Origin of the sequence: Dinghuibacter sp. (genome assembly GCF_035492835.1) — a bacterium.
GTDB lineage: Bacteria > Bacteroidota > Bacteroidia > Chitinophagales > Chitinophagaceae > Dinghuibacter.
The window spans coordinates 1-26660 of the sequence record NZ_DATJIY010000219.1 but is presented as its reverse complement, the minus strand read 5'-3'; the positions used below and the strand labels follow the sequence as shown (position 1 = coordinate 26660).

At 58.4% G+C, this 26660-nt stretch carries 26 protein-coding genes; 13 read left to right on the top strand and 13 right to left on the bottom strand.

Translation table 11 applies throughout. From position 1 onward, the window contains the following. Positions 1-83: 83 nt before the first annotated feature. The gene (locus VL547_RS20325) at positions 84-1625 is read right to left on the bottom strand and encodes an SUMF1/EgtB/PvdO family nonheme iron enzyme (protein WP_325581385.1); all 1542 of its coding nucleotides are present in this window, start codon (positions 1623-1625) and stop codon (positions 84-86) included. Positions 1626-1874: 249 nt separating this feature from the next. On the opposite strand from VL547_RS20325, the gene porU reads away from it, so the two are divergent. The 6 genes from porU to VL547_RS20295 all read left to right on the top strand — a co-directional run bounded on the left by porU (position 1875) and on the right by VL547_RS20295 (position 9775). Then, positions 1875-5252, top strand: coding sequence for a type IX secretion system sortase PorU (gene porU, locus VL547_RS20320; protein ID WP_325581383.1), 3378 nt, complete (start codon positions 1875-1877; stop codon positions 5250-5252). 92 nt (positions 5253-5344) lie between these two features. Then, positions 5345-6526 (top strand): type IX secretion system outer membrane channel protein PorV, encoded by a 1182-nt coding sequence (porV, locus tag VL547_RS20315; protein WP_325581381.1) that lies wholly within the window; start codon positions 5345-5347, stop codon positions 6524-6526. Between the two features lie 62 nt (positions 6527-6588). Continuing rightward, positions 6589-7062: a 2-C-methyl-D-erythritol 2,4-cyclodiphosphate synthase gene (gene ispF / locus VL547_RS20310; protein ID WP_325581379.1), complete on the top strand. Its 474-nt coding sequence runs from the start codon at positions 6589-6591 to the stop codon at positions 7060-7062. A gap of 45 nt (positions 7063-7107) precedes the next feature. Continuing rightward, positions 7108-7551: a dUTP diphosphatase gene (gene dut, locus VL547_RS20305; RefSeq protein ID WP_325581377.1), complete on the top strand. Its 444-nt coding sequence runs from the start codon at positions 7108-7110 to the stop codon at positions 7549-7551. 13 nt (positions 7552-7564) lie between these two features. Then, on the top strand, positions 7565-8398 hold the full coding sequence (locus VL547_RS20300) for a DUF4292 domain-containing protein (RefSeq protein ID WP_325581375.1): 834 nt from the start codon (positions 7565-7567) through the stop codon (positions 8396-8398). A 54-nt stretch (positions 8399-8452) separates the two neighbouring features. Next, the gene (locus tag VL547_RS20295) at positions 8453-9775 is read left to right on the top strand and encodes a murein hydrolase activator EnvC family protein (RefSeq protein ID WP_325581373.1); all 1323 of its coding nucleotides are present in this window, start codon (positions 8453-8455) and stop codon (positions 9773-9775) included. An 11-nt stretch (positions 9776-9786) separates the two neighbouring features. Here the strand turns inward: VL547_RS20295 and bshA are convergent, their stop codons facing one another. Continuing rightward, entirely contained in the window at positions 9787-10908 is a 1122-nt protein-coding gene (bshA, locus tag VL547_RS20290) for an N-acetyl-alpha-D-glucosaminyl L-malate synthase BshA (protein ID WP_325581369.1), read from the bottom strand. 158 nt (positions 10909-11066) lie between these two features. Here bshA and VL547_RS20285 point away from each other — a divergent pair, with 158 nt between their 5' ends. Both VL547_RS20285 and VL547_RS20280 read left to right on the top strand, forming a co-directional pair. Continuing rightward, complete coding sequence (locus VL547_RS20285) at positions 11067-12347, top strand: M20/M25/M40 family metallo-hydrolase (protein WP_325581367.1); 1281 nt, start codon at positions 11067-11069, stop codon at positions 12345-12347. 16 nt (positions 12348-12363) lie between these two features. Then, a complete protein-coding gene (locus VL547_RS20280) occupies positions 12364-12759 on the top strand; it encodes a hypothetical protein (RefSeq protein WP_325581365.1) in 396 nt (131 codons plus the stop codon). A gap of 22 nt (positions 12760-12781) precedes the next feature. Here VL547_RS20280 and VL547_RS20275 read toward each other — a convergent pair whose 3' ends face one another. Both VL547_RS20275 and VL547_RS20270 read right to left on the bottom strand, forming a co-directional pair. Beyond that, a complete protein-coding gene (locus tag VL547_RS20275; protein ID WP_325581364.1) occupies positions 12782-13480 on the bottom strand; it encodes an SAM-dependent methyltransferase in 699 nt (232 codons plus the stop codon). After that, positions 13477-14241, bottom strand: a complete 765-nt coding sequence (locus VL547_RS20270) for an EI24 domain-containing protein (RefSeq protein ID WP_325581362.1) — start codon at positions 14239-14241, stop codon at positions 13477-13479. Before VL547_RS20270 ends, VL547_RS20275 begins: the two co-directional genes overlap by 4 nt. 44 nt (positions 14242-14285) lie before the next feature. Between VL547_RS20270 and VL547_RS20265 the strand changes: the two genes are divergently transcribed. After that, complete coding sequence (locus VL547_RS20265) at positions 14286-14900, top strand: DNA-3-methyladenine glycosylase (protein WP_325581360.1); 615 nt, start codon at positions 14286-14288, stop codon at positions 14898-14900. Here the strand turns inward: VL547_RS20265 and VL547_RS20260 are convergent. Next, on the bottom strand, positions 14897-15916 hold the full coding sequence (locus VL547_RS20260) for a PorP/SprF family type IX secretion system membrane protein (protein WP_325581358.1): 1020 nt from the start codon (positions 15914-15916) through the stop codon (positions 14897-14899). The two genes, VL547_RS20265 and VL547_RS20260, sit on opposite strands and share 4 nt — an antisense overlap. A gap of 99 nt (positions 15917-16015) precedes the next feature. Continuing rightward, complete coding sequence (gene upp / locus VL547_RS20255) at positions 16016-16669, bottom strand: uracil phosphoribosyltransferase (protein ID WP_325581356.1); 654 nt, start codon at positions 16667-16669, stop codon at positions 16016-16018. A 46-nt stretch (positions 16670-16715) separates the two neighbouring features. Here upp and VL547_RS20250 point away from each other — a divergent pair, with 46 nt between their 5' ends. Both VL547_RS20250 and VL547_RS20245 read left to right on the top strand, forming a co-directional pair. Continuing rightward, a complete protein-coding gene (locus VL547_RS20250; protein ID WP_325581354.1) occupies positions 16716-17783 on the top strand; it encodes an anhydro-N-acetylmuramic acid kinase in 1068 nt (355 codons plus the stop codon). Position 17784: 1 nt separating this feature from the next. Further along, positions 17785-18723, top strand: coding sequence for a hydrogen peroxide-inducible genes activator (locus VL547_RS20245; RefSeq protein ID WP_325581352.1), 939 nt, complete (start codon positions 17785-17787; stop codon positions 18721-18723). Here the strand turns inward: VL547_RS20245 and VL547_RS20240 are convergent. Beyond that, entirely contained in the window at positions 18720-19286 is a 567-nt protein-coding gene (locus VL547_RS20240; RefSeq protein WP_325581349.1) for a DNA-3-methyladenine glycosylase I, read from the bottom strand. The two genes, VL547_RS20245 and VL547_RS20240, sit on opposite strands and share 4 nt — an antisense overlap. 1 nt (position 19287) lies before the next feature. Further along, positions 19288-20958, bottom strand: a complete 1671-nt coding sequence (gene ade / locus VL547_RS20235) for an adenine deaminase (protein ID WP_325581347.1) — start codon at positions 20956-20958, stop codon at positions 19288-19290. 94 nt (positions 20959-21052) lie between these two features. Between ade and VL547_RS20230 the strand changes: the two genes are divergently transcribed. Together VL547_RS20230 and VL547_RS20225 are read left to right on the top strand one after the other, a co-directional pair. Next, positions 21053-21772: a hypothetical protein gene (locus VL547_RS20230; protein ID WP_325581345.1), complete on the top strand. Its 720-nt coding sequence runs from the start codon at positions 21053-21055 to the stop codon at positions 21770-21772. A 1-nt stretch (position 21773) separates the two neighbouring features. After that, a complete protein-coding gene (locus VL547_RS20225) occupies positions 21774-22499 on the top strand; it encodes a hypothetical protein (RefSeq protein ID WP_325581343.1) in 726 nt (241 codons plus the stop codon). A gap of 70 nt (positions 22500-22569) precedes the next feature. On the opposite strand, the gene trmD is transcribed toward VL547_RS20225, so the two are convergent. From trmD to VL547_RS20200, 5 genes are read right to left on the bottom strand one after another with little or no spacing between them, the layout of a single operon-like run. Continuing rightward, positions 22570-23253: a tRNA (guanosine(37)-N1)-methyltransferase TrmD gene (gene trmD / locus VL547_RS20220; RefSeq protein ID WP_325581341.1), complete on the bottom strand. Its 684-nt coding sequence runs from the start codon at positions 23251-23253 to the stop codon at positions 22570-22572. A gap of 18 nt (positions 23254-23271) precedes the next feature. Beyond that, positions 23272-23664 carry an RNA-binding S4 domain-containing protein gene (locus VL547_RS20215; protein WP_325581339.1) on the bottom strand — a complete coding sequence of 131 codons (393 nt, stop codon included), beginning with the start codon at positions 23662-23664 and terminating at the stop codon, positions 23272-23274. Between the two features lie 8 nt (positions 23665-23672). Further along, positions 23673-25049 (bottom strand): dipeptidase, encoded by a 1377-nt coding sequence (locus VL547_RS20210; RefSeq protein ID WP_325581337.1) that lies wholly within the window; start codon positions 25047-25049, stop codon positions 23673-23675. 5 nt (positions 25050-25054) lie between these two features. Continuing rightward, positions 25055-26011 (bottom strand): EamA family transporter, encoded by a 957-nt coding sequence (locus VL547_RS20205; RefSeq protein ID WP_325581335.1) that lies wholly within the window; start codon positions 26009-26011, stop codon positions 25055-25057. Then, positions 26008-26475 (bottom strand): Lrp/AsnC family transcriptional regulator, encoded by a 468-nt coding sequence (locus tag VL547_RS20200; protein WP_325581333.1) that lies wholly within the window; start codon positions 26473-26475, stop codon positions 26008-26010. The genes VL547_RS20205 and VL547_RS20200 overlap by 4 nt, the downstream gene beginning before the upstream one ends. Positions 26476-26660 lie beyond the last annotated feature (185 nt).

The window sequence follows — 26660 nt, the reverse complement described above, 5'->3', positions numbered from 1 at the left end:
GCAGGAAAGCGCCGGAAAGCGCGCGGAAAAAAGAAAGCCGCCCGGTGAGGGCGGCTTGTATGACATGCAGTTGCTTATAAAAATTACATCTTCCGGCTATTCTGCCTGCGCTTGTCGAACCAGTTACCGGTCCGGCTACCGTTGCCTTCCTGGGAGCCGTAGCGCGTCATGGCGCAACGGAAACCCACGGTGCAATCGCTGTGGTCTTCGTCGAGGAAGCGGCGGGTACCGGGGGAGAGCCAGTAGGCGCGGTCGTTCCAGCTGCCGCCCTTGATGACGCGGCTGTGGTCGTTGACGAGGGTGGTCTTACCATAGTCGTATACAACCGCGGAGCTGGAGTCACCGTCGAGCTCGTTGATCACATTACCGCGTTGGTAGTTGCGGCGGCTGAGGCTTTCGGAATCGGTTACGTCCACCATCTTGATACGGCCGAGGGAGTCACGCTCGGGCTTGCCGGTCGACATGTCGACTTTCTGCCATTTGTTACCGCGGTAGGGGTTGAAGTCGTCCATATCCTCGGAGGAGAGGGGGCGATAGACGTCCGCGCACCATTCGCTGACGTTACCGGCCATGTTATAGAGGCCAAAGCCGTTCGGCAGGAAGGACTTGACGGGGGCGGTGATGGGAGCGCGGTCGTTGAGGCCACCGGCGACACCCATGTTGTCACCGGAACCGCGTTTGAAGTTGGCCAGGAACTCACCCTGCATGCTGCCATGACGGGTATAACGGAGACCGTTTACGTTTTCGGACCAGGGATATACTTGTTTGTTGGCGATGAGTTCTTCACCGCGCTTGCCTTTTTCCTTTTTACGGGGTTCGGGGTTCTGGTTTACATAACCATAGGCGGCAAATTCCCATTCCGCTTCGGTCGGGAGGCGGTAGTCCGGGAGAATGATGCCGTCTTCGAAGGAAATATTGGTGGGCGTCTGCTTGGTGACGGGGTCCCGGTATTGCTTCATGTTCTTGCCGGGGGTTGCCTGGTATTCGCCGAGCAAATAGGCCTTGGTGTTGAAGTTTTCCTGACCGCCGCCCTGCATTTGCTTTTGCAGCTCGGCCTTTTGGTTGGTGATGCCTTTTTCAAAAAGGATTTCTTCGTTGACCCGGTCCGTGCGCCACAGACAAAAGTCGTGGGCTTGCTTCCAGGTCACCCCTACGACCGGATAGAAGTTATAGGCGGGGTGGCGGAAGTAGTATTCTACATAAGGCTCGTTAAAGGCCAGGGCACTGCGCCAGCAGAGGGTATCGGGCAGGGCGTGGTTGTAAACGGCGGTATCTTCCTGGAAAACACGGCTTACCCAGTAGAGGTATTCACGATAGTGAACGTTAGCGACTTCGGTTTCGTCCATGTAGAAGGAGGCTACCGTTACACGGCGGGGTACGTTGTTCCAGTCGCCCATTACGTCTTCCTGTGTGGCGCCCATCGTGAAGGTACCACCTTGTACGAAAACGAGACCCGGACCAGTTGCCTGTTCCTTGGCCTGAGCCACCCTGAAGCCGTTACCCTTGGGATCGTTGTAAGTCCAGCCGGTTACAGAGGATTTGTTGTCCTTCTTAGAGCTACATGATACAATGAAGAAGGAGACGGATAAAAGCAAAACAGCGTTTTGCCTGAGCAGTTTTTGCATGTCGCTAGGATTTAGCATTGGATTTAACGAAGGTTTTTCAACAATATTGTATCGGATTTAACCCAAATTTAGGAGTTTTCCCAATATGGGCTAAGAGCGAATATAGTGCAAATAAACCGTATTCGTTAAGATTCTTTGGATAAATAACGGTTAAGAGTACGGAATTGTTGCGATAGGGGCGAGAATTAGCGAAGTTGGCGCCAAAGCGCTAATTTTCCCGCAGGGCGCTTTGGCGCCAACGCATACTGCATGAAAAAATTGATCCTTGGACTCGGGGCCGCGTGGCTGCTGGTGGTATGTCCGGCCCGCGCGCAGCGGGTATACAGGGATCATTCGATCTTGTCTTCGGGGACCTGGTACAAGCTGGGCGTCACGGCCCCGGGCGTTTACAGGATCGACGCCTCCCTGCTTCAGAAAATGGGGATGGCGGGTTTGCCCCCCGCCGCCTACCGGTTGTTTGGGAATGGCGGGTCGATGGTCCCGGAGGACAACAAGACGCCCCGCCCGGACGACCTCCAGGAAGTCGCGATACAGGCGGGGGACGGCGGCAGCCTCCTCTTCTATGCAGCAGGGCCGCATACCTGGACGGTGGACTCGGTAAGCCGGACGTTTCACCACCAGAAAAACCTGTATACGGACACGGCCTACTATTTCCTGAGCGCGACGGTGGGCGGATCCGGGCTGAGGATCGGCACCCAGGTGGCGACCGCCGGGCCGACGGAGCAGGTGACGGTCTACCAGGACCACGTCTATCATGAGCTGGACAGCCTGAACTTCCTGGCGAGCGGCAAGGCCTGGTACGGGGAGGAGATGGCGGACATGCCCGGGAGCACTACCCGGCTGGACTTCAATCCCGTCGTGCCGGGGCTGGCAGGGGGCGGGACGATATTCCTGACGACGGACGTGCTGGCCAGGAGTATCGGCACCCCCGGCGTCGTTACCGTCCGGGTGGACGATTCGCTGCTCCAGACGCTGACCATACAGCCAACGACCAACGGCGCGTACGACATCTTTGCCTACGAGACCTCGCAGCAGAGCCTCGTCCCGGCGAACCCCGACAGCCTCCACCTGCGGCTGGATTTTTCGTCCCAGGCCCTCGACGCCCAGGCGTGGCTGGGGTGGTGGGAGATGATCCTCCCCCGGAAGCTGGACTTCGAAGGCGCCGGGCAGTTCGGTTTCCGGGACTGGAACAGCGTGGGAGCGCGACAGGTGGCGGGGTTTACGATAACCGGGGCCACCCCCGGGGACGAGGTCTGGGATGTGACCAATCCCCAGGCGCCGGTGCAGATGCAGACAGCGGTGAGCGGGGCGCAGATGACTTTTACGGCATCGGCCGACCGGTTAAGGGAGTACGTCGCTTTTACGGAAAACGGGACGCTCGTGCCGGCCGTGATAGGTTCGGTATCCAATCAAGACCTGCACGGGACCGGGCCGGCCGACCTCCTGGTGGTGACCCACCCGTCCCTTCTCCCCCAGGCGCAGCGGCTGGCGGCCTTCCACCAGACGCACGATAGCCTCAGGGTGCAGGTTGTCACGACCACGCAGGTTTTCGACGAATTTTCCTCGGGTTCGCCCGACCCGACGGCCATCCGGGATTTTGCCAAGATGTATTACGACCGGGCGGGCGCAGACTCCACCAAGCGCCCGCGGTACCTGCTCCTGTTCGGGGATGCCAGCTATGACTATAAACACCGCATCCCCGGCAATGACAACCTGGTCCCCTGCTATGAGAGCGTCAACAGCCTGGACCCGTTGAACACATATACGTCGGACGACTTTTTTGGTTTTCTCCGGGACGCGGACAATATCAACGACCCTACCCAGACGCCCCTGCTGGATATGGGGATCGGGCGTATCCCGGCCGGCGTCCCGGCGGACGCGCAACACGGCGTGGACAAGGTCGTCGCTTACAACACGTCACAGACGCTGGGCGCCTGGCGCACCGAGATGACTTTCGTGGCCGACGACGGGGACCAGAACCTCCACCTGCAGGACGCGGAAAGCATCTCCGGGACGGTCGGCGTGGTAGCGCCACAGGACCACCTCGACAAGATATACCTGGACGCCTATCCCGAACAGGCGGGATCCGGGGGCGGCCGGTACCCCGAGGTAGTGACGGCGATCAATGAGGAAATGTATACAGGAACGCTGGTGATGAACTATAACGGTCATGGCGGCAATACCCGTTTGTCCAACGAGGACATCCTGGACGCTACTACAGTGAGCGCCTGGGCCAACGGCAGTCACCTACCGCTGCTCATCACGGCCACGTGCAACTTCGCGCCGTATGACGACCCGCAGGTCCAGTCCCTGGGTGAGCGCGTGGTGCTACAACCCCAGACGGGCGCGATCGCGCTGATGACGACGACCCGGGATGTATTTGCCTTTTCCAACCTCATCATGAACACCAACTATATGCAGGCGGCGCTGCAAACCACACAAGGGGGGCGCTGGCCGTCGTTGGGGGACGCGGTCCGGCTGGGTAAGAACAATACCTACCTGACCTATGCGGACGTGGTGAACAACCGCAAGTTTACGCTGATCGGGGACCCGGCGCTTACACTGGCCTTGCCGAAGGTCCAGCCGGCAGCCCTGACGGCCGGCGGCCGGCCGGTACGACAGGATACGCTCAAGGCCCTGAATAAATACACCATGACGGGCCAGCTGGCCCCGTCTTTTAACGGCACCGCGTATATAACGGTGTACGACAAACCGGCGGCCACCAAAACCCGGGGGAATAATGCGGGCAGCCTGGTGACGACTTTTACCCAGCTCAGCAGCATCCTCTACAAAGGCAAGGCGACTGTGACCGGCGGGAAGTTCCAGGCTACTTTCGTTGTGCCCAAGGACATCGACTATACCCTGGGTTATGGGAAGGTGATGTACTACGCCGAAAACGGAACGACCGACGTATGCGGGGCGGACTCCGTCCTGGTTGGCGGCACAGGATCGGCGATTTCCAACGACCATACGGGACCCGTCATCAAGGCCTACCTGAACGACGACCAGTTCGTCAACGGCTCGATCACCAATCAAACCCCCACACTCCTGCTCAACCTGTTCGATTCCAGCGGGATCAATACCACCGGAACCGGGATCGGGCACGACCTGACGGCCATATTGGATGGGAACGGCTCCAACCCATATGTCTTAAACCGGTTTTATGAAGCGGCGGCAAACAGCTACCAGAGCGGCACGGTGCAGTTTCCACTGCCTACCCTGACCCCCGGGTTCCATACGCTGTTGATTAAGGTATGGGATGTGGCCGACAACGTGTCAGAGGTGACGCTGGCGTTTGTGGTCGAGGGGGACTCAAAACTGGTGTTGTCCCACGTCCTGAATTACCCCAATCCCTTTACCACCCATACCCAGATCTGGTTCGAGCACAATCAGCCAGGCCAGCCGCTGGAAGTAATGGTTCGCATCCTAACGATCACGGGAAAAATAATAAAGACCATCAGGAAAACAATAATATCGACCGGCAACCGTTCTTCCTCTGATTTGGACTGGGATGGCCGGGACGAGTTTGGAAATAAACTCGGCAAAGGAGTATATTTGTTCGAGTTGCAAGTCCGGACGGCTAACGGCCAGACGGCCAATGCCATCAACAAGATGGTGCTTTTGTAAATGGATAACATAATGACTGCGAATGCTTTCCTCAATTGATACTACTTTTATGAAGAATTTAATTTTACGCTCTTAAAAAATCCATGTACTTGATGAACCATAGAGTAATCAACCTGAAACTAATTGCCGTCTCCCTGATTTGTGTGTTTGCAGGTTCCGGGGTATTTGCCCAGAATGGACAGTTGCCCGTAGTGACCACGGCCGTTCCGATGCTTCGTATTTCCGCCGACGCCCGCTCGGGTGGGATGGGAGATGCCAATCTCGCCACCGCTCCGGACGTCAACAGCATCTTTACCAATCAGTCCAAGATGCCCTTTATGGAAAAAAAGGCGGGTCTTGGGTTTACCTATTCCCCCTGGTTGAAAGACATCGGCGTCAATGACGTATACCTGTTGTCCGCGGCCGGTTATTACAAGCTGGGCGATGACGCGGCGATCACTACGTCGCTCCGTTATTTCAACCTCGGCACCATCCAATTCGTGGACTATTCGGGTACGCCGCTGGCTTCGCAAAGCCCCCGCGAATTCGCATGGGACGCCGGCTATTCGCGCAAGCTGTCCGACAGGATGAGCCTGGGCGTTGCGCTCCGGTACATCAACTCCAAACTGGCGACAGGGGATGTGAACAATTCCGGTGTGAACTATAAGGCAGGGACCTCCGTGGCCGGCGACATCACCTGGTACTACAACGGGGTGCACGAAGAGTCCGGCGGCTGGTCGTTTGCAGCGGCCGTTACCAACCTCGGCAACAAGATCGCGTACACCAACGACGCCTCGGCGAAGGACTATATCCCCGCCAACCTCGGTCTCGGCGCAGCTTATACCAAGATATTCGACGAATACAATAAGATCACATTCGCGTTTGACGTGAACAAGCTCCTGGTACCCACGCCGCCGTCGGACTTTACCGATTCATCCCTGACGGCTTACCGTAGCAAGGGTATCGTCAAGAGCTGGTTCAGCTCCTTTGGCGACGCCGGCGGCTTTGGCAACGAACTGAAGCTGCTTCAAATGTCCCTGGGCGCGGAATACTGGTACAACAGCCAGTTTGCGCTCCGCGCCGGTTACTATTACGAAGACCGCAGCCAGGGTGACCTGAAATATGTGTCCATGGGTATCGGTCTGAAGTATCAGGGTTTTGGCCTTAACTTCTCTTACCTGGTCCCTTCCGGTTCCGGTACTACCCGCAACCCGCTATCCAACACGATCCGTTTTGGTATCTTGTTTGACCTGGGGCCGAAAACGGACAACGGGAGCGCCGGGGCGTCCAACTAGACATCGTTTTTCCGTATAAAAAGGGCCCGTTTCGGGCCCTTTTTCGTTATCATTGCAGCCAAATGAGAATAGGCTACGGCATAGACTTTCATCAACTCGTCGCCGGTCGCGATCTTTGGCTGGGCGGTGTAAAGATACCTTCCGAAAAGGGCGCCCTGGGACACAGCGACGCGGACGTGCTGTTGCACGCGATCTGCGACGCCTTGCTGGGAGCGGCGGCCCTCGGGGACATCGGGACCCATTTCCCGGACACCAAGGCCGAATTCGAGGGCATCGATTCTAAGATCCTGCTTGCCCGGAGTATCGAACTGGTGCGCCAGGCGGGGTATGCGCCGGTGAATGTGGACAGCACGCTTTGTCTGGAGAAACCCAAGATCAAACCTTATGTGCCGGAGATGCAGGCGGTGATTGCCCGGATACTCGGACTTCAGGTGGGGGACGTATCGGTCAAGGCGACGACCACGGAGAAGATGGGATTCGTGGGGAGGGAAGAGGGGTTGGTGGCGCACGCGGTGGTATTGCTGGAGCGCCGCTGAAATTTCGACGGAGCGCCAATGGCGCAAATACCTATTTTTGCACCCATGTCGAGCGTACACATAAAGATCATCAACAAGTCGGCGAACCCTTTGCCGGCCTATGCCACCAGCGGTTCTTCGGGGATGGACCTGAGGGCCGACCTGACCGAAGCCGTGGTGCTGCAGCCCCTGGAGCGGACGCTGATTCCCACGGGGCTGTATATGGAGATTCCCGAAGGGTACGAGGCCCAGGTCAGACCCCGCAGCGGGTTGGCCATCAAACAGGGGCTGACTTGTCTGAATACGCCCGGGACGATCGACGCCGACTACCGCGGGGAGATCAAGATCATCCTGGTCAACCTGTCGGGCGAGCCCCAAACGGTGACGCCGGGTGACAGGATCGCGCAAATGGTGATCCAGAAGGTCGAACAGGCGGTGTGGCTCGAGGTAGAGGCCATAGGAGATACGGTACGCGGGGCCGGCGGTTTTGGCCATACGGGGCATAAATAATCAACTACTTTTCATGCGTTCATTCGTGGTTTTTGGGCTGGTGGCGATAGCGGCGGGGGCGATTGGGTCCTGCCGGTCCACCAAGAAGATACAGCAGGTCATCAATAAAAAAGACACCACGTCGCTGGTGATCGTTCACCGGGATGTACAGCCACCGGCGCCGGATTCGGTGAACCTGCTGAACAAGATCGTCGGGGGGATGTACGCGCATCATATCGATTTCAATACGTTTTCCGCAAAGGTCCGGGTAGACTATAGTAATGACCAGGGGCACCAGCCCGACTTCACGGCGGTGATCCACATGAAGCGGGACAGCATTATCTGGGTGGATATTTCCGGTCCCCTCGGTATCGGGGGGTTCCGGGTGCTGATCACACCCGACACCTTGCGGTTTATGGACAAGCTGGCCAATACCTACTCGGTGCGGCCGCTGTCTTATCTGCAGGATGTCGCCCAGCTGCCGCTTGACCTGCACACGCTGCAGGACTTGCTGGTGGGGAACCTGGTGTTCTTCGACAGCACGCGCATCACGTCCTACCGCCAGGGCAACAACTCCGTCTTCCTGTTGAGCGTGGGGCAGCTGTACAAAAACCTGGTGATCCTCTCGGGAGGCGACTATCGTATCACCCACGCGAAGCTGGACGACGTCGACCCTACGCGTAACCGTACGGCGGACCTGACTTATGACGACTACGTCGGGCAGGGAGGGTTCCTGTTCCCCACGACGCGCAGCATCATCCTGTCGGAGAAGACACGGGTGGATATAGAGCTCAATTTTAAGCAGTTTGAGTTTAACGTGCCGCTCACCTATCCCTACAATGTCCCGAAGAAGTACAAGCGCAAGTAGCACGGCCCGCAATTTTCAGGCGGTTTATACCGTTTAAATTAGTTAAATTGCGGTATGCGCAGACTATCCCTCGCCCTTTTCATCTTCTGTATCTGGCGGAGCGTACCGGCTCTTGGACAGCAGTCCAGGACCGAGCTGGAGAAGCAACGGCAAGACATACAGCGGCAGCTCGAAGAGGTCAACGCTACGTACAACGAGGTCAAGAAGAATAAGAAGGAAAGCCTGGGACAGCTGAACCTGGTGCAGCAGAAGATCCGCCTCCGCAACCGGGAAATAGAGAACATCAATGCCCAGATAAGGGCCGTGGACGACAGCCTGTTTTTTATCAACCGCGAAATATACCGCCTCCGGGCCGACCTGGACACGCTAAAGGCAAATTATGCCAAGAGCCTGATCTATGCGTACAAGAACCGCAGCAGCTACGACTTCCTGAACTTCATTTTTTCGGCGACGAGCTTCAACGACGCGGTGCGCCGGGTCGAATACCTCAAGTCCTACCGCCAGAACCGGGAGCAACAGGTGGCGGAGATCATCAAGACCGAAGGGCTGATTACCCACAAAGCCCGGGATTTCGCCAGTACGAAAGTGGCCAAGAACGAGGTGTTGAGCAACGACAGCAAGGCCCGCTCCAAGCTCGAAGAAGAGAAGCGGGAGAAGGACGAGGTCGTATCCGGTCTGAAGTCGAGGGAAAGGGAGCTGGCGGGGACGATCGCCGCGAAGAAACGGGACCTGGGTCAGCTGCAGCTCGCGATCAAGACGGCCATCCGGCACGAGATCGAGCTTGCCAAAAAGGCCGAGGCGGCAAAGGCCGCGAGGGTCGCCGCCGCCGCGCCCACCCAACCCGCAACGACCCCGTCCGGACGCCGGGTGGTCGTTACGCCGAACGGGGCGCCGGCCGGCGGAACGGAAACCAAGACCGTCCACACCGAAGTATTGTTGAATTCGGAAGAGGACATCAAGCTGGCCAGCAACCTCGAAAGCAACCGCGGCCGCCTGCCCTGGCCGGTAAGCAAGGGATACGTGGTCGCGCACTATGGAAAGAACCTGATCGAAGGGACCAAGCTCGACTACTTCAATACGGGGATCACCATCGGGACGGACGTCGGCGCGCAGGTTAAGGCCGTGTTCGACGGGGAAGTGTCATCGATCCCGGATGTCGAAGGGCAGTCGGCGGTTATCCTCAAGCACGGGAACTACTTCACTTCATACGCCAACCTGGCGACGGTCTCGGTCAATAAGGGAGATAAGGTTCACACCGGGCAGGTGATCGGCACCGCGGCCCAGGGGGATTCGGGTGGCGGGCAGATCGACTTCATCATGATGAGGGACCTGACGCCGCAGAACCCGGAGCCGTGGTTGCGGCCGAGCGCGCGCTAGCCCGCCGCAGCTCAAATGAATTTCTCGTAAAGCGCCTCGTACTGGGGCACAATCTGGTGGATATCGAATTTTTTGGCCTGGGCTTTGGCCTTCGCGCTCATTTCCTTGAGCAGCGGCTCGTTGGTGAGGATGTTTATGGCGTGGCCGCTCATGCCTTCCACGTCGCCTACTTTCCCCATAAAACCGGTTTCCCCCTGGATAACGATCTCCGGCAACCCACCGACGTCGGTGGATATAACGGGAACGCCGGCGGCCATGGCTTCCAGCGCGGACAAGCCAAAGCTCTCGTATTCGGAGGGCAGGATAAACAGGTCGGAGATGGCGAGGATGTCTTCCATCTGCTCCTGCTTGCCTACAAAACGGATGTCGTCGCAATAACCGGTTTCGCGGCATAAGGTCTCGGCCATGTGCCGCTCGGGTCCGTCGCCCACCATCAGCAGCTTGGCCGGCAGCGCACGCCGGACTTCGGCGAAGATGCGGACCACGTCTTCGACGCGCTTGATCTTGCGAAAATTGGACGCGTGGAGCAGGATCTTTTCGTTGCCTGGTGCGATGACCTGGCGAAAGGCGTCTATGGGTTTGCGCTGGAAGCGCTTTACGTCTACGAAGTTGTGGATGACGTGGACGGGTTTTTCGATCGAAAAGGTCTTGAGGGTCTCCTCCCTGAGGTTTTCGGATACCGCGGTGATGGCGTCGGACTCGTTGATCGAAAAGGCTACCACGGGCCCGTAGGTCTTGTCCTTGCCCACCAGCGTAATATCGGTTCCGTGGAGGGTGGTAATGAACGGAATTTTCCTCCCCTCGGTTTTTTCCAGGATCTTTTGCGCGAGGTAGGCCGAAGACGCGTGCGGGATCGCGTAGTGCACGTGGAGCAGGTCCAGGTTGTTGTTGAGCGTGACGTCCACCAGGGTGGAGGCCAGGGCCGACTCGTAAGGCGGATAGTCAAAGAGCGGATAGGTAGGGACCCGGACCTCGTGGTAAAAAATGTTGGCGTTAAACCCCCCCAGGCGCACCGGCTCCCGGTAGGTGACAAAGTGGACGAAGTGTCCCTTGTCGGCAAGGGCCTTGCCCAACTCTGTGGCCAGCACGCCGCTTCCTCCGAAAGTCGGATAACAGACTATCCCGATTCTCATTTGAATTTCACTTTAGCGGGCATGAAGTTAGGGAGATTTAATTAGCTTAGCACAGCCATTGGTGTATTATGAGAAGACTCATTCTTGTATTAGCGTTCCCGGTTTCCGGGGCATTCGCCCAAAAGGGGTATCTCCAGGATTCAATAATCATCCGCCGCATGGCAGACTTCACCCTTACCAAAGGAGGCGCCTATGACGATCTGCTGACACTTTGCAAGGGAGCGCCAGCCCGGTTGTCCGGTTCGGCCAATGCCGCGCGGGCGGTGGAGATCACGGCCGCCATGCTTAAGGGTGCCGGTGCGGATACGGTATACCTTCAGCCTTGCATGGTGCCGCACTGGGTCAGGGGACCCAAGGAAGAGGCGTACTACACGTTCGCGGGCAAAAAGGTGCCGCTGCACGTTTGCGCGCTGGGGGGGTCGGTGGCAACGCCCAGGACGGGAATAACCGCCCCCGTGATCGAGGTCCGGTCCTTTGAGGAGCTGGACAGGCTGGGCAAGAAGGGCATTCAGGGCCGTATCGTTTTTCTAAACTATCCCATGAACCAGACCCTCGTTAACACCTTTGCGGCCTATGGGGATGCGGTCCGTTACCGGGTGCTCGGCCCGAGCCAGGCCGCAAAGTATGGGGCAGTGGGTTTTGTGCTGCGGACCTTGTCCACGTCGCTAAACGACTACCCGCATACCGGTACGACGCATTATGATACTACCTTGCCCAGGATCCCGGCCTTTGCGGTCAGCACCAATGATGCCGAAGAGCTGAGCCGGAATCTGCGGATGAAAATGGTCGTCACCCTGTTTATGAAGGCGAGCTGCCGAACGCTTCCAGATACGGTTTCTTATAACGTCATCGGTGAAATCCGTGGCAACGAGCATCCGGATGAGATCGTTACGGTGGGGGGACATCTTGACTCGTGGGACCTGGCTGAAGGCGCGCAGGACGATGGGGCGGGTATCGTACAAAGTATTCAGGTGATTCGCACGCTCCATGCACTGGGCATACGACCGGCCCGCACCGTGAGGGCGGTGATGTTTATGAATGAAGAGAACGGCGGCCGCGGCGGCGAGGCGTATGCCGCGCGCGCCGCTACCGACGGGTTGCAATACATCTTTGGTTTGGAAAGCGACAACGGCGGGTTTACGCCCCGTGGCTTTTCTATCGGGGCCGAGGGCGCCCGGTTCAAGGAGTTTACCGACTGGGGTACGCTCTTCCAGCCCTATGGGGTATATGAATGGCATGTCGGCGGCGGCGGTGCCGATGTCGAACCGCTGGTCAGGGTCAAGGCCGTCGTCGGGGAAATACTGCCTGACTCCCAGCGCTATTTTGACTTTCACCATGCGGGCAATGATTTGTTCGAGAACGTGAACCGGCGGGAGCTGTTGCTGGGCGCTGTAAATATGACGGCTTTAATTTATCTTGTAAGTAAGTACGGCATCTAATAAAAACCACACCCACATGAAGAAGATTGTCACCTGGCTTACGATCATCATTGTTGTCCTCATCGTCGTGTTTTTCTACTTCCGCTTCTACTACGCCTATGGCTCGGGGGTAACCGCCGGCCAGCTCAATTTCGTGGTGCGCCGGGGCGTACTCTTCAAGACATACGAAGGCAGGATGATCCAATCGGGTTTTGCGTCCAAGCAGGCCGGTGCGCTCCAGTCCAATGTGTTCAATTTTTCGGTCGTGGATGACGCGGTAGCGCAGAAGCTCATGCTGTCCGGCTCCAAAGACGTGGAGGTGCACTATAAGGAATACTTCGGCGGGATACCCTGGCGCGGGGACAGCCGGTTTGTCGTCGATTCCATCATCTCGATCGCCCCGGGTGGGGGCGCCACGCCGTTTCCGCAATAACGCTTTGGTTGCCGAAGGCGGGTCAAACGCCCAGCAAAAAGATCACGGGCACCTTATGGAGCTCGGGCGCGGGCGCGTCCTTCCAGGCCGATACGGGCAGCGTACGGATGTATTCCGTGGGCCCGGTGAGGTCGCGCGCAACGCATAGGCGCGTGGTCGGACGACAGGTCTTCAACAAGGCCTCGAAAAGACCGCCGTTGCGGTATGGCGTTTCAATGAATAGCTGGGTACAGGTGGTGGCGAGCGCTTCCGATTCGAGGCGGCGGATCGCCTGGAGGCGGTCGGCGGTGTCGATGGGAAGGTAGCCGTTGAAGCGGAAGAGCTGGCCGTTGAGACCGCTGGCCATCAGCGCCAGCAGGATGGAGCTGGGGCCGACCAGGGGCTTGACGGGGACGCCGGCGGCCTGGGCGGCGGCAACGAGGAGCTGGCCAGGGTCGGCCACGCCGGGACAGCCCGCCTCGCTGAGGATGCCGATGGTGAGGCCGGCAGCCAGGTCCTCTTGGAATCCGGTAAGGACGGGCTCTTCGGCCTTGTGGATGGCGACCCACTTATAGTCGTCGATGACTATGTCGCGGGATAGTTTTTTGAGGTAGCGGCGCGCCGTGCGCTCGTTCTCGACGTAAAAAGCGGCGCAGCGGAGCACGGCGGGGAGGACATAGGCGGGTATGGCGTCGAGCGCGTCCTCGGCCAGGACCGTGGGGATCAGGTATACCTCGCTCATAAGGATTCCTGTTTGACGGGATAAAGGCTGAGGGCAGCCGCCACCAGGGCGTAGGTAGGCGCCACGATCCAGCCCAGCACGAGGACCAGGTGCATAGCATAAAAGACGATGCCGTTGCCTATCGCGAGCCCGCGGCGTTCGCCTATGAAGTCGATGCTTTGCGCGCGGGTGAGCTGGTGGTGGGCGCAGCTGTGGTCCAGCATGGAGAAGCCATAGTAATAGCACTCGATGATAAAGGCAACGAGGGGCGTGATCCAGCCGACGAGCGGGATGAACGAGACCAGGAGCAGGGTGAAGGTATACACCGTCTGCCAAAGGGCGTTACGCACGGCGAGCGCTATCCCCCTGCCCATTTCCGGGGCCAGCTCCCGGAAGCTGAAACGGTATTCCGTCTCCGTCATGATAGCTTCGGTGCGTTGGCTAAGGTAGGCGAACAGGGGCGACCCGATGATCAGGATCAGGTATTTGAAAAGGGAAAAATAAAACAGCAACAGGACCAGCCGCAGGATCAGGTCGTCAAACAGGACGAAAAAGTTGAGCCAGGTCGAGTGCATACTTTCCAGCCAGCGGGGTATGCCGAGCAGGGTGGTGAACCAGTGGATGGCCTCGTTGGAGGACTGCAGGAAAAACCAGAACCCCGCAAAGAACAGGATCGCATACAGGACGCCCGGAATAATGATCCATTTCCATAATTTGTGCCGGCGTATAAACTGGTGCGCCTTGTAATAGGATTGAAAGGATATGATGAGTTCCTTGAGCAAGTTTTCTTTGAATTTTCAGGACCGAAAATAACCCATTTAGACGGATGCAACGGATAAAAAAACTACCGCGCGCGTTTTACGAGCGATCAGACGTGACGCTGATTGCGCGGGAGCTGATAGGAAAGATACTGGTCACTCGTTTTCCGGATGGGTATACCAGTGGCCGCATCGTGGAGACGGAGGCGTACGCGGGTGTTATCGACAGGGCTTCGCATGCATTTGGCGGAAGGCGCACGGGTCGCACCGAGGTCATGTTCGGTCGCGGGGGCACGGCCTATGTCTACCTGTGCTATGGTATACACCATTTGTTCAACGTCGTAACACACGAGGCGGATACGCCTCATGCCGTACTGATCCGGGGAATAGAGCCCCTGGAGGGAATGGACGTCATGCTCCGGCGAACGGGGAAGCGCACCGGGGACAAGACGCTTGGACGTGGTCCGGGGAACGTATCCACCGCCCTGGGGATACATACTTCGCAGAGTGGGCTGAGCCTGCTGGGGAACGAGATTTACATTGCAGATGACGGGCGCGGGTACCCTGAAGCGGATATTGAAGCATCCGCACGAATCGGGGTGGATTATGCGGGTAATGATGCCTTATTACCCTATCGATTTTCGGTTAGAGGGCACGCTCACGTTAGCAAGCCGCCGCGTTAGAATTTCGGGCAGTTCAGGTGTCGCTTGTTGGGGTCGGAAGGCTTCTTGATGTAGATCAGCGAGACTTCGATGCCCCCGCGGCTGTTGGAGGCCGTTTTCAGCGGAGAAATATTGGTGTCGTATGACAGGCCGATCTGCAGACCGGAGAATTCCATGGACACATACGGCAGGATCGCGTCGCCGAAACGCACCCATGCCCCTACATACACATTGGTCGGGTTGATGAACCAATCGTCGTTGGCGTTCAGCGCGATGGCCGCCCCTGCCACGTTTTCACTGGCGCCGGCCTGCGATTGGTGAAGGGCGCTTACATAGACGGAGGCGTTGTCGGCAATCGGGAAGTGGCCGCCGGCATGGACCGTCCAACGCATCGGCAGGAGGTAGTTGGCGTCGTCGAAACTCTCCTTGGGGCGGTTGATGTGGTAGAGCGAGCCGCCGATGTAAAAGTTGTTCCGGTCGCTGGTGGAGCCGTTATAGAGGATCCCGGTGTTGAAGTCGAAGTAGTGCAGCTGGAAGACCCGGTTGGCAAAGGGGTCATTGGACGGAACCGACCAGGTGCCGTCGGGGGCGAGCTCGTCCCCCAGGTTGACCTTGGTGCCGTCGAGCCGGCTGCTGGCGTAAGTACCCTGGAAACCGATGGACAGCTGGTGATAGCCGTCTTCGTCCAGACCCTTATGATAGGCGGTGGACAGCGAAAAATAATTCTGGTTCAGGACGCCATCGGCCTGTTGGTCGGTGAGGCCCAGTACGCCGATGCCCCAGTCGTCGTTGTCGGGCAAACGGTTGGCGAGTATGCGCGTATCCGCGGAAATCGTGGCGGTCGTAAAGGCGTTGTTGATGGTGGGCCACTGGTTACGGTAGTTGCCCGCGATGCGGTACAACCCGTCGAATTTACCGGTAAGCGCCGGGTTGAGGGTGAGCGGAGAGGAAAAAAACTGTGAGAAATGCGGGTCCTGAGCACGGAGGACAGTGCAAAACCCCAATATTAGTGGTAAAAGTGTCAGCCATTTTTTCATCAGTCAGGATTTTCATTGGATTACGGTGGATAATGGTCCGCCCGAGGCCATCCGCATAAAACGTTAAATGCCGTCCAGTATTATAAATGTAAGAAAAATTTACATTTGGACCTTTACCCCAAACGCCAGGTCGCCGGCGTCCCCCAATCCAGGTACGATATAGCCCTTTGCTGTCAGTTCGTCATCTATGTCGCCACACCAGACCTGAACCTGCGGATGGTTCCGGAGGACATATTCGATCCCCACGGTGCAGGCAATGGCGGCAACCACATGGATCTCAGCCGGATGCCCCTCGTCTTTGAGGAACTGGAGCGCCTTTACGAGGGAGGCCCCGGTGGCCAGCATGGGATCCGAAACGATCAGGACCCGGTTTTCCAGGGAAGGGCAGCTGACGTAGTCCAGGCTGATCTCGAACGTACCGTCCCGGTGGTGCTTCCGGTAGGCCGAAATAAAGGCGTTGTCCGCCTTGTCGAAATAGTTCAATAAACCCTGGTGGAGGGGCAGACCAGCCCGGAGGATGGTAGCCAGGACGGGCTGTTCCTTCAGGACCTTCGCCTGTGCCGTGCCCATGGGCGTTTGAACATCCACGACCTCGTGCGCCAGCGTTTTGCTGATTTCATAGGCGAATACTTCTCCCAGCCGTTCCAGGTTCCGGCGAAAACGCATCCTATCGGTTTGGACGTCCACGCTGCGGAGCTCGGCGATCCAATTGGTGACCAGGGAATGAGCGGTGCTGAGATTGACTACTGCCATAAGTGTAAATGTGCGAAATTGCAGTGGACAAAACTATACTATTTGTATGATATACCGGGTTTTGGGGCTTATGAGCGGGAGTTCGTTGGATGGGCTGGACGTGGCGTTCGTGCATTTGCAGTCAGGCGCCGGTAAATGGGGATATACGATCGAGATTGCGGAAACCATACCGTATTCCGCGGAGTGGCGGGCGCGGCTGGAAGGGGCGGCGACGCTGCCTTTGCGGGAATACCTCGTCCTGGACCAGGAATACGGGCACTATCTGGGCCGGCAGGTCAACGACTTTATCGCTTCGGCCGGGCTGGAATTCCAGGTACAGCTGGTGGCGTCGCACGGACATACCGTGTTTCACGATCCCGTCGCGGGTATGACGGCCCAACTGGGGAGCGGCGCCGCCATCGCCGCCGAAACGGGTCTGCAGACGGTGAGCGATCTCCGGACGCTGGACGTGGCGTTGGGAGGACAGGGAGCGCCGATCGTGCCGATAGGGGAAAGGTGGCTGTTCCCGGGGTATGCGTATTTTTTGAACCTGGGCGGTATCGCCAATATTTCGGCCGCGGCCGCGGGTATCGCCTTTGACGTGTGTCCGGCGAACCGGGTACTGAACCTCCTGGCCACGCGGGCAGGTAAGGCGTATGATGAGGAGGGGTCGCTGGCGTCGTCAGGGGAGGTGGTCCCTTCGGTGCTGGAGGCGCTGAACGGATTGGTCTATTACCGGCAACCACCGCCCAAGTCGCTGGACAATAGCTTCGGAACGCAAACCGTCCTGGGGTTGCTGGGTTCCTGTTCACCGGAAGATGGGCTCAGGACTTATGTAGAGCATATCGCTGTACAGGTTGCCGCGGCACTCCCGGGCCGTTCCGGCGGGGAGATGCTGGTGACCGGTGGCGGAGCCCATAACGTGTTTTTGATCGACCGGCTACGGGAGCGGCTGGCATCGTTGGGGGTCACCGTCGTGGTCCCTGATGCGGCGGTCGTGGATTTCAAGGAGGCGCTGGTGATGGCGTTGTTCGGGGTGTTGCGTCTCAGACAGGAGGAAAATACATTAGCCACGGTCACAGGCGCCTCCCGCGACAGTATCGGGGGGGCGCTGTGGAACGGGCAGGAGGGTTGATATGAACTTTCAACAACTGGAATATATCGTGGCCGTGGACACCTACAGGCACTTCGCCACCGCGGCGGAAAAGTGCTTCGTGACACAGCCGACGCTCAGTATGATGATCCACAAGCTGGAAGAGGAGCTGGGGGCGAAGATATTCGACCGGAGCCGTCAGCCGGTGGTGACCACGGAGCTGGGCAAGCCCATCGTGGAGCAGGCACGGGTCATCCTCAAGGAAACCACCCATCTCCGGGAGCTCGTCAGGGAACGGCAGGGGACGATCGCCGGGGAATTGAAAGTAGGGATCATCCCCACGCTGGCGCCCTATCTGTTGCCGTTGTTCATCAAATCTTTTCTGAAAAAATATCCGCTGGTGCGCCTGGTGATAACCGAGCTTCGGACAGAGTCGATCGTCGAGCAGCTGAAGAGCGGCGCCCTGGACGTCGGCATATTGGTGACGCCCCTGGGCGATGCGCAACTGACCGAGCTCCCGCTGTTTTATGAAGAGTTCGTGGTGTATACCGCCAAGAACGAGGCCATCTGGGAGAAAAAATACGTGCTGGCCGAAGACATCGACGTCAGACACCTTTGGCTGATGGAAGAGGGGCACTGTATGCGGTCCCAGATCCTGAACCTCTGCGAGCTCCGCAAACAGATGTCCGATCACGATAACTTCCACTATGAGGCGGGAAGTATTGAGACCCTGATAAAAATGGTGGAGGCCAACGCCGGGGTGACGATCCTTCCCGAACTCGCCGCGCGCGACCTGGGCGCCCGGCAGCAGAAAAACCTCCGCTACTTCCGGCAACCCGCGCCGGTACGGGAGGTCAGTCTGGTGATCCACCGTCACTATGTCCGTCGCAAACTGGTGGAAATGCTAAAGACGGAAATCCTCCGCTTCATACCGGAGGGGATGCGGGAGCCGAAAAAGAGGGAAGTGGTGCAGATCGGCTAGTGTTTTTTGCGCCAGCAATTATCGAAGTGATCGTCCACCATGCCCGATGCCTGCATAAAGGCGTAACAGATCGTCGATCCGATGAACTTGAAGCCCCTTTTTTTGAGGTCCTTGCTCATGGCGTCAGAAATAGCCGTTTTAGCGGGCACCTGTCCCGGCGCCCGGGGATGGTTGACGATGGGTTTGCCGCCGACGAACTGCCATATATAGGCGTCGAAGCTGCCGAATTCGGCTTGTACCGCAAGGAAGGCTTTGGCGTTGAGTACCGTGCCTTCCACCTTGAGACGGTTGCGGATGATGCCGGGGTTCTGCAGGATCTTTTCCACCCTGGCCGGGGTATACCTCGCTATTTTTACGGGGTCCCATCCGTCGAAGGCCTTCCGGTAGTTTTCCCTTTTGGTTAATACGGTGTACCAGCTCAGACCGGCCTGGGCGCCTTCGAGGTTGAGCAGCTCGAAGAGCTTTTGGTCGTCGTGCAGGGGCACACCCCATTCTTCGTCGTGGTAGGCGCGGTAGAGGTCGTCTTTTTCGGACCAGAAGCAGCGGATTTTACCGGTGGGCATATTACAGTAATTTGAAGGTGTCTCCATCGAAAAGACCCCTGTCGCTGAGTTTCAGGTGCGGGATGACGAGCAGGGCCATGAAGGAAAGCGTCATAAAGGGAGCGGACAGCCGGCTGCCGGCCGTTTTGGCCATGCGGTCGATGTCGGTATAGGCCCGGGCGACCTCGTATCCATCCGCCGGGCTCATCAGGCCGGCTACCGGCAGGGGTAGCAGGCGGCTTTCGCCCGGAACGACGCAGCTGACACCGCCCTTGGCCTCCAGCAGGAGGCCGATGGCCTCGGCCAGCTGCTCGTCGTCCGTACCGACCGCGATGACGTTGTGGCTGTCGTGGGCGACGGAGGAAGCGATGGCGCCCTGCCGCAGCCCGAAGTTACGGACGAAGGCCTTGGCGACCGGCGCGTCCTTCTGATAACGGTTGACCACGACTATTTTGAGGATGTCCTTATCGGGATTGCTTTCCAGGAAACCATCGCGGACGCGCAGGTCGGTGATCGGGACGACCAGGGGATTGGTGATCAATTGTCCGTCGAGGGCTTCGATAACCCGTACCTGCTCGAAATTTTCGGGCTCGTTTTCGCCCCACTTCTGGAGCGGATAGCGAAGATCGGCGGGGCCAATCGTCCGGGTTACGAACTTGTTGAGCGGCGGGGCGGCCACCGGCCGGATGAGGGAACGGTCACCGTCGCTGACGCGTTCCCCGCGGATATAGGTGGCCAGGACGTTGAAATGCTCCAGGTCTTCCAGGAGCACGAAATCGGCGGAATCCCCTTCCTGCAGCAGGCCGACGTCGAGCCGGTAGTGCCGGACGGGATTGATACAGGCGGCCTTTAGCACATGGAACAACGGCATGCCGGCGGCAACGGCCCTGGCGCAGAGTTGATCGATGTGCCCCTCGACGAGGCTGTCGGGGTGCTTGTCGTCGCTGCAGAACATGATTTTATCGGAGTGATCCTTTAATAGACCGACCAGGGCGTCGAAGTTCCGGGCGGCGCTGCCTTCCCGGATGAGGATGTGCATGCCTTGGCTAAGCTTGTCCAGCGCTTCTTCCATCGTAAAGCATTCGTGATCGGTACTGATGCCCGCGGCGATGTAGGCGCGCGCGGCTTCGCCCCGAAGACCGGGCGCGTGACCATCCACGGGCTTGCCCAGTCGTCGGGCGGATGCGATTTTGGCCAGTACGTCGGGGTCGCCGGCCAGTACACCGGGGAAGTTCATCATTTCACTCAGGTACCCGATTTCCGGCCGCTGGAGCAGCTGGTCCACGTCCGCCGGGGTAAGGGTGGCGCCGGCGGTTTCGAAAACGGTGGCCGGGACGCAGCTGGGCGCCCCGAAGCAAAAATGAAAGGGCACCTGGGCGCCGCCCGCGATCATATAGTTTACACCTTCAAGACCACACACATTGGCAATTTCATGGGGATCGCTTACCGTGGCCACGGTCCCGTGCACCACCGCCAGCCGGGCGAACTCGCTGGGGACCAGCATGGAGCTTTCGATATGGACGTGGGCGTCGATAAATCCGGGGCAGAGATAGGGCTCCGAGGCGCCGGATGCCGTGTCGGGCAGGAACTCAACCTTTTGTATCCTGCCCGCGTGAACCGTTACTTCGGCCCGGACTATGGCCGCCCCAGGGATGTCGACCAGCCGTCCCCTGATGGTGTATTCATTTTTCATGCGGTGAAGATAAGCCCTAGTGTAACATTTACGTGGACGGGTGTACTAATTGGAGGAATGTTTTATAATATTGTAATGAACTAACGAAAAACATATGCAAGTAAGCAAATGGGTCGCGGTAACCCTTACGGTGTTCCTCCTGGGCGGAAAGGTCTTCGCCCAAAGCGTAGACGACATCATTTCAAAGAATATAGACGCCATGGGCGGCAAGGCTAAACTGGCAGCGCTCAATACGCTGTATGAAGAAACCTCGAGCTCGATCATGGGTAACGACCTGCCCGCAAAGGTCTGGGCGGTCAACAACGAAGGTTTCCGGATGGAAATGGACATCATGGGTCAGCAGATGATCCAGGTGGCCAACAAGGAAAAAGGGTGGGCGGTCAATCCCATGACGGGCAATACCGATCCCCAGCCGATGGACACCGACGCCATGAAGGCGATCACGCGCCGGATGACGCTGGCCGGACCCCTGTTCAACTACAAGGAAAAGGGATATACGGCGACGTTGGATGGGAAGGAAACGGTCAACGGCAAGGATACCTACAAGGTCAAATTGTCCAAACCGGGGGAGCCAGACGCTACCTACTATATCGACGCCGCCACCTACTACGTGGACAAGGCGTCGACTACGGCGTATGTCAACGGCACCACCACCCAGCAGGATATCGTCTATACCGGGTACAATAAGACGCCCGAGGGGTACGTCTTCGCCAGCGGGTATACGCTGGAGCTGCCCCAGGGAGAATTGGTCACCACGGTCAATAAGGTGGTGGTCAACCAGCCCATCGACGCCGCAAAGTTTCAAAAACCGTAATATGCAGATCACTAAACGTATCATCCTTGCCGCCGCTCTCAGCCTTATCGGCGCAGGCTCGTTCGCACAGGATGTGAACGACATCATCAACAAGAATATCGAGGCTATGGGCGGTAAGGATAAATTGACCAAACTGGTGTCCGTGTACGAAGAAAACACGACCTCGGTCATGGGCAACGACCTTAACTCCAAGGTTTGGGTCATCAACGGCCAGGGCTTGCGCGCCGAGGTCGAGGTGATGGGTTCGACCATCATCACCGTCATGACCAAGGACACCGGCTGGATGGTCAACCCGCTGACCGGTAACACCGACCCCCAACCGATCCCAACGGACCAGCTGAAGCAATCGGCGGCCAGGATGGACCTCCGGGGGCAGTTCCTGGACTATAAAGGCAATGGCTATACCGCAACCCTCGTGGGTAAGGAGCAGGTTGCCGGGAAGGATAATTTCAAGGTGAAGCTGTCCAAACAAGGGGAGGGCGACATGGTATTCTTTATCGACGCGGCAACCTACTACGTCAGCAAGCTGGTTACCACCAACAGCGTCAACGGTTCCGACGTGACCAGCGAAATCGCTTTCGCGGATTATAAAAAGACGCCAGATGGGTATGTATTTCCTTTCACGACAACGGTGACGAATGCCGCGGCCGGGGGGGAGATCAAGAATGTGGTAACGAAGGTGGTGCCGAACCAGACCATCGATCCGAAGATTTTCCAAAAGCCCTAGGGCTTCATAGCTTTTTTGCAAGTTGGCCCCCCGGTTCGGGGGGCCGGGGCCTCCGGACACGGAGGCCTTTTTATGCGTCCTCGTCCAGGAGGTCGGGGCGGCGGGTGCGGGTGCGCGACAGGGACTGTTCGTGACGCCATTCGTCCACCTTTTTGGGGTCGCCGCTGAGGAGCACTTCCGGTACCTTCCAGCCGCGGAAGTCGGCGGGGCGGGTGTATACGGGGGGCGCCAGCAGGTCGTCCTGGAAAGAGTCGAAAAGGGCGGACGTCTCGTCGTTGAGGACGCCCGGCAGGAGTCGGCCGATGGCATCGGTCAGCACGGCGGCGGCGAGCTCCCCCCCGCTGAGGACGTAATCGCCGATGGATATTTCCCGGGTCACGAAGTGTTCCCGGACCCGGTCGTCTATCCCTTTATAGTGGCCGCAGATCATCAGCAGGTTCTGTTTGAGGGAAAGCTGGTTGACGATGCGCTGGTTGAGGCGCTCCCCGTCCGGGGTGAGATAAATGACCTCATCGTAGGTCGTCCCGGCGCTCAGGCTCTCGATGGCGTTCACCAGGGGCTCGCACATCATCACCATGCCGGCACCGCCGCCAAACTGGTAGTCGTCCACCTGGCCATACTTGTTGACGGCCCAGGTCCGGAGCCCGTGGGTATGGACTTCCAGGAGACCCTTGTCCTTCGCCCTTTTCATGATCGAATGGTTCAGCGGGCTTTCCAGTAATTCCGGGAGAACCGAAAGGATGTCGATGCGCATAGGCGCAAAGGTAAGACGCTAGTCCGGGTCTTCCATAAACCCTTCGATGTCCCGGCGCTGCTTCTTGGTGGGGCGGCCGATCTTGGACTGGCGCTTGCCGGTATGGAAGGAGGTCGGCTGGAAGGCTTTCAGGCGCTCCAGCTCTTCCGGCGGCGTGAGGTCCTGGTAGAACTGGCTGGCTTCGGCAAATTGTTTGCGTTGTTCGAGCAGCCCCGTTACCTTGATAACCCACTTACGGCCCTCGGTCCGGACTTCGTACTCATCACCCACCGCGACGGTGCGCGAGGCCTTGACGGCGGCGCCCTGCAATTTGACGCGACCCGCGTCGATGGCGGCGCTGGCCTGGCTCCGCGTTTTGAACAGCCGGATGGCCCACAGGTATTTGTCGATCCGCAATTTTTCCTTGTCCATGGGGGAGGCTATTTCTGGGCTTTCATCTCCGCGAAATACTGGTGGAACCAGGGTATGGTCTCGATCCCTTTATAGTAATTGGCCAGGTCGAATTTTTCGTTGGGCGAATGGAGGTTGTCGCTGTCCAGGCCAAAACCCAGGAGTACGACCTTTACCTGGAGGGTCTTTTCAAACAGCGCGGTGATGGGGATGCTACCGCCGCCGCGCATCGGTATCGGCGTTTTGCCGAAGGTGGTTTCCATGGCTTTGGAGGCGGCTTTGTATTCTATGGAGTCGACGGGCGTTATATAAGGATCCCCACCGTGGTGCTCGTGCGCTTCCACGGTGACGTACGGGGGCGCGATCTTCCGGAGGTGGTTGAGCAACAACTCGGTGATCTTTGCGCTCTTCTGGTCGGGTACGAGCCGGCACGAAATCTTTGCATAGGCCTTCGACGGCAGTACTGTCTTGGCGCCTTCGCCCGTATACCCGCCCCACATGCCGTTTACCTCGAGAGTAGGGCGTATGCCGGTGCGCTCGTTGGTAGAGTAGCCTTCCTCACCCCAAAGCGCGGCTACGCCCAGGTCCGTCTTGTAGGCCGCCTCGTCGAAGGGCGCCCTGGCCAGCTCGGCGCGCTCGGCGCCCGGGAGCTCTTTCACGTCCTCGTAGAACCCGGGGATGTTGACCCGTCCGTGCGCGTCGTGCATGGACGCGATCATTTCCGCCAGCGTGGTGACGGGGTTGCCGATAGCGCCGCCGTATACCCCACTGTGCAGGTCGCGGTTCGGCCCGGTAACGGTCACCTCGATATAGGAGAGTCCCCGGAGCCCAACGTCGATGGAAGGCGTTTCCAGGGAAAGCATGGACGTATCGCTGATCAGGACGACGTCGCAGGCCAGCAGCGGGGCGCGGTTTTCGACGAACTTGCCGAGGTTGGGCGAGCCGACCTCCTCTTCACCTTCGATGATGAACTTGACGTTGCAGGTCAGCGTGCCGGTGCGTACCATGGTTTCGAACGCCTTGATGTGCATATGCACCTGGCCCTTGTCGTCGGCGCTACCGCGGGCGTACAGCCTGCCGTCTTTGACGACGGGTTCGAAGGGCCCGCTATGCCAGAGCTCGAGCGGGTCCGGGGGTTGTACGTCATAGTGACCGTATACCAGGATGGTGGGTTTTGCGGGGTCGATGATCTTTTCGCCGTATACGATCGGGTGTCCATCGGTGGCAAAGATTGTAGCCTTGTCCGCCCCAGCTTCCAGGAGCGCGGCACGCACCGCTTCCGCGCAGGTCTTCATGTCCGGTTTGTGCTCGCTGCGAGCGCTGACGCTCGGTATCCTGAGCAGGGTCATCAGCTCCCCGAGGAAGCGGTCCTTGTTTTTGTCCTGGTAGTCCTTCCAGACTTGCATAGTCGCTACGTTTTACGAGCTGCTAAGATAGGGCTTATTCTGCCTTTGCTGAATTGCCTGCTGTTGACGAGCATCACTCCCGCCAGGATGACCGCCAGGCCGATGGACTGCCCGGCGCTCAGGGGCTCGGAGGCGATGGCCCAGCCGAGAAAAACGGCGACGACCGGGTTGATGTACGCATAAGTGCCCACCCGGGCGGCCGGCCATACGCCCAGTACGTAAATATAGCTGAGATAGCCGACGAGGGAACCGAAGATGATCAGGTAGACGAGACCTCCCCAGGAACGGGCTGAAACCTGGTGCCAGTCGACGTGGGCCCAGTCGCCGGTAAAGCAGCTGACGACGAGCAGTACCACCCCGGCGGATAGCATTTGCAGGGCGGCCTTCATGCTGGTGGTGCCGGGCACCGGGTTGCTCTTTGAATAAATGGAACCCACGGCCCAGGCGATGGATCCGATCATCAACACGATAAAGGACGTCCGCTGGGCGGCGTTTCGCAGCGAAAAGTTCACCGAGCCTCCCCCGGCGGTTACCAGGAAGACGACGCCCGCAAAACCCAGGAGCAATCCGACGATCACCCTGGGATCGGAAAAGGAGTCCTTCCAATGCCCCCGGTCGATGAGGACCATCCAGAGCGGTACGGCGGCTACGATGATGGCAGTGAGACCGCTGGCCAGGTTGACTTCCGCCCAGGACACCCCGCCGTTCCCGAAGAAGAGCAGGAGTACCCCGGTGATAGCGCTTTGCGCGAATGTTTTTAAGGGTGGAAGCTTCTCACCCCTGGCCAGGCGCCAGCCCAGCAGGAGGACGCCCGCGACGATAAAACGCATCCCCACCATCAAAAGGGGAGGGATGGTCTTTACGGCCATCGAAATGGCCAGGTAGGTGGAACCCCAGATGACACAGACCGCCAGGTAGGCGGCCAAAGGAGCCCAGGAGGGCTGCGTTGTTTCGTTTTTCATGGCTGAGAGGGGATTACAAGGTGGTTTTTTTCTTTTATCGTTTGGAGGACGATGGTCGTTTTTGTGCCGGTTACGCCATCGACCTTGCCCAATTTCTCACGCATGAGGACCAGCAGCGCCTGCGCGTCCGCCGTCCTTATTTTCGCCAGGAGACAGTCTTCCCCCGCTACGATATGCAGCTCCTGTATTTCCGGGACCTTTTCCAGCATGTCCGCGATGTGGGTATCCCCCGGCGGGGTGCTCGTCTTTATCGATACGTAGGCCAGCAGTTTCCTATCCACTGCCTGTGGGTTCACCTGGGTGTTGTATGCTTCGATAACCCCTTTTGACTCGAGTTTTCTGACGCGCTCCAGCACCGCGCTCGGCGCCATCCCCAGTTCCTTGGCCAGGGCGGCATTGGACATGCGGGCGTCCGGTTGGAGGAGGGTGAGGATCTGGAGGTCGATGTTATCTAGGTTGTGCATAATTCCGTGGATTGTTCGGCTAAATTATATATTTTCCGAATAATCGTCAAAATTTGCGTTGATTTCGGTTTGGTTCCCGTTCTGCGTCCCCGTTCTGCGTCCTAAGCGCGTAGGCCGTGTGGGAGGGGTGATGTGCCTCTTTTATCCCGTTTTGCTGTGAGTCACAGCAAAACGGGATAAAAGAG

What these genes read in the sequence shown, in the direction of transcription:
- VL547_RS20210 (WP_325581337.1), bottom strand. Translation starts at nt 25,049, where the DNA reads ATGCAAGTCTGGAAGGACTACCAGGACAAAAACAAGGACCGCTTCCTC.
- VL547_RS20200 (WP_325581333.1), bottom strand. Translation starts at nt 26,475, where the DNA reads ATGCACAACCTAGATAACATCGACCTCCAGATCCTCACCCTCCTCCAA.
- VL547_RS20250 (WP_325581354.1), top strand. Translation starts at nt 16,716, where the DNA reads ATGATATACCGGGTTTTGGGGCTTATGAGCGGGAGTTCGTTGGATGGG.
- VL547_RS20230 (WP_325581345.1), top strand. Translation starts at nt 21,053, where the DNA reads ATGCAAGTAAGCAAATGGGTCGCGGTAACCCTTACGGTGTTCCTCCTG.
- dut (WP_325581377.1), top strand. Translation starts at nt 7,108, where the DNA reads ATGTCGAGCGTACACATAAAGATCATCAACAAGTCGGCGAACCCTTTG.
- trmD (WP_325581341.1), bottom strand. Translation starts at nt 23,253, where the DNA reads ATGCGCATCGACATCCTTTCGGTTCTCCCGGAATTACTGGAAAGCCCG.
- VL547_RS20265 (WP_325581360.1), top strand. Translation starts at nt 14,286, where the DNA reads ATGCAACGGATAAAAAAACTACCGCGCGCGTTTTACGAGCGATCAGAC.
- VL547_RS20295 (WP_325581373.1), top strand. Translation starts at nt 8,453, where the DNA reads ATGCGCAGACTATCCCTCGCCCTTTTCATCTTCTGTATCTGGCGGAGC.
- VL547_RS20245 (WP_325581352.1), top strand. Translation starts at nt 17,785, where the DNA reads ATGAACTTTCAACAACTGGAATATATCGTGGCCGTGGACACCTACAGG.
- porV (WP_325581381.1), top strand. Translation starts at nt 5,345, where the DNA reads ATGAACCATAGAGTAATCAACCTGAAACTAATTGCCGTCTCCCTGATT.
- VL547_RS20285 (WP_325581367.1), top strand. Translation starts at nt 11,067, where the DNA reads ATGGCAGACTTCACCCTTACCAAAGGAGGCGCCTATGACGATCTGCTG.
- bshA (WP_325581369.1), bottom strand. Translation starts at nt 10,908, where the DNA reads ATGAGAATCGGGATAGTCTGTTATCCGACTTTCGGAGGAAGCGGCGTG.
- VL547_RS20240 (WP_325581349.1), bottom strand. Translation starts at nt 19,286, where the DNA reads ATGCCCACCGGTAAAATCCGCTGCTTCTGGTCCGAAAAAGACGACCTC.
- VL547_RS20225 (WP_325581343.1), top strand. Translation starts at nt 21,774, where the DNA reads ATGCAGATCACTAAACGTATCATCCTTGCCGCCGCTCTCAGCCTTATC.
- VL547_RS20260 (WP_325581358.1), bottom strand. Translation starts at nt 15,916, where the DNA reads ATGAAAAAATGGCTGACACTTTTACCACTAATATTGGGGTTTTGCACT.
- VL547_RS20325 (WP_325581385.1), bottom strand. Translation starts at nt 1,625, where the DNA reads ATGCAAAAACTGCTCAGGCAAAACGCTGTTTTGCTTTTATCCGTCTCC.
- upp (WP_325581356.1), bottom strand. Translation starts at nt 16,669, where the DNA reads ATGGCAGTAGTCAATCTCAGCACCGCTCATTCCCTGGTCACCAATTGG.
- VL547_RS20215 (WP_325581339.1), bottom strand. Translation starts at nt 23,664, where the DNA reads ATGGACAAGGAAAAATTGCGGATCGACAAATACCTGTGGGCCATCCGG.
- VL547_RS20300 (WP_325581375.1), top strand. Translation starts at nt 7,565, where the DNA reads ATGCGTTCATTCGTGGTTTTTGGGCTGGTGGCGATAGCGGCGGGGGCG.
- porU (WP_325581383.1), top strand. Translation starts at nt 1,875, where the DNA reads ATGAAAAAATTGATCCTTGGACTCGGGGCCGCGTGGCTGCTGGTGGTA.
- VL547_RS20205 (WP_325581335.1), bottom strand. Translation starts at nt 26,011, where the DNA reads ATGAAAAACGAAACAACGCAGCCCTCCTGGGCTCCTTTGGCCGCCTAC.
- VL547_RS20275 (WP_325581364.1), bottom strand. Translation starts at nt 13,480, where the DNA reads ATGAGCGAGGTATACCTGATCCCCACGGTCCTGGCCGAGGACGCGCTC.
- VL547_RS20280 (WP_325581365.1), top strand. Translation starts at nt 12,364, where the DNA reads ATGAAGAAGATTGTCACCTGGCTTACGATCATCATTGTTGTCCTCATC.
- ispF (WP_325581379.1), top strand. Translation starts at nt 6,589, where the DNA reads ATGAGAATAGGCTACGGCATAGACTTTCATCAACTCGTCGCCGGTCGC.
- ade (WP_325581347.1), bottom strand. Translation starts at nt 20,958, where the DNA reads ATGAAAAATGAATACACCATCAGGGGACGGCTGGTCGACATCCCTGGG.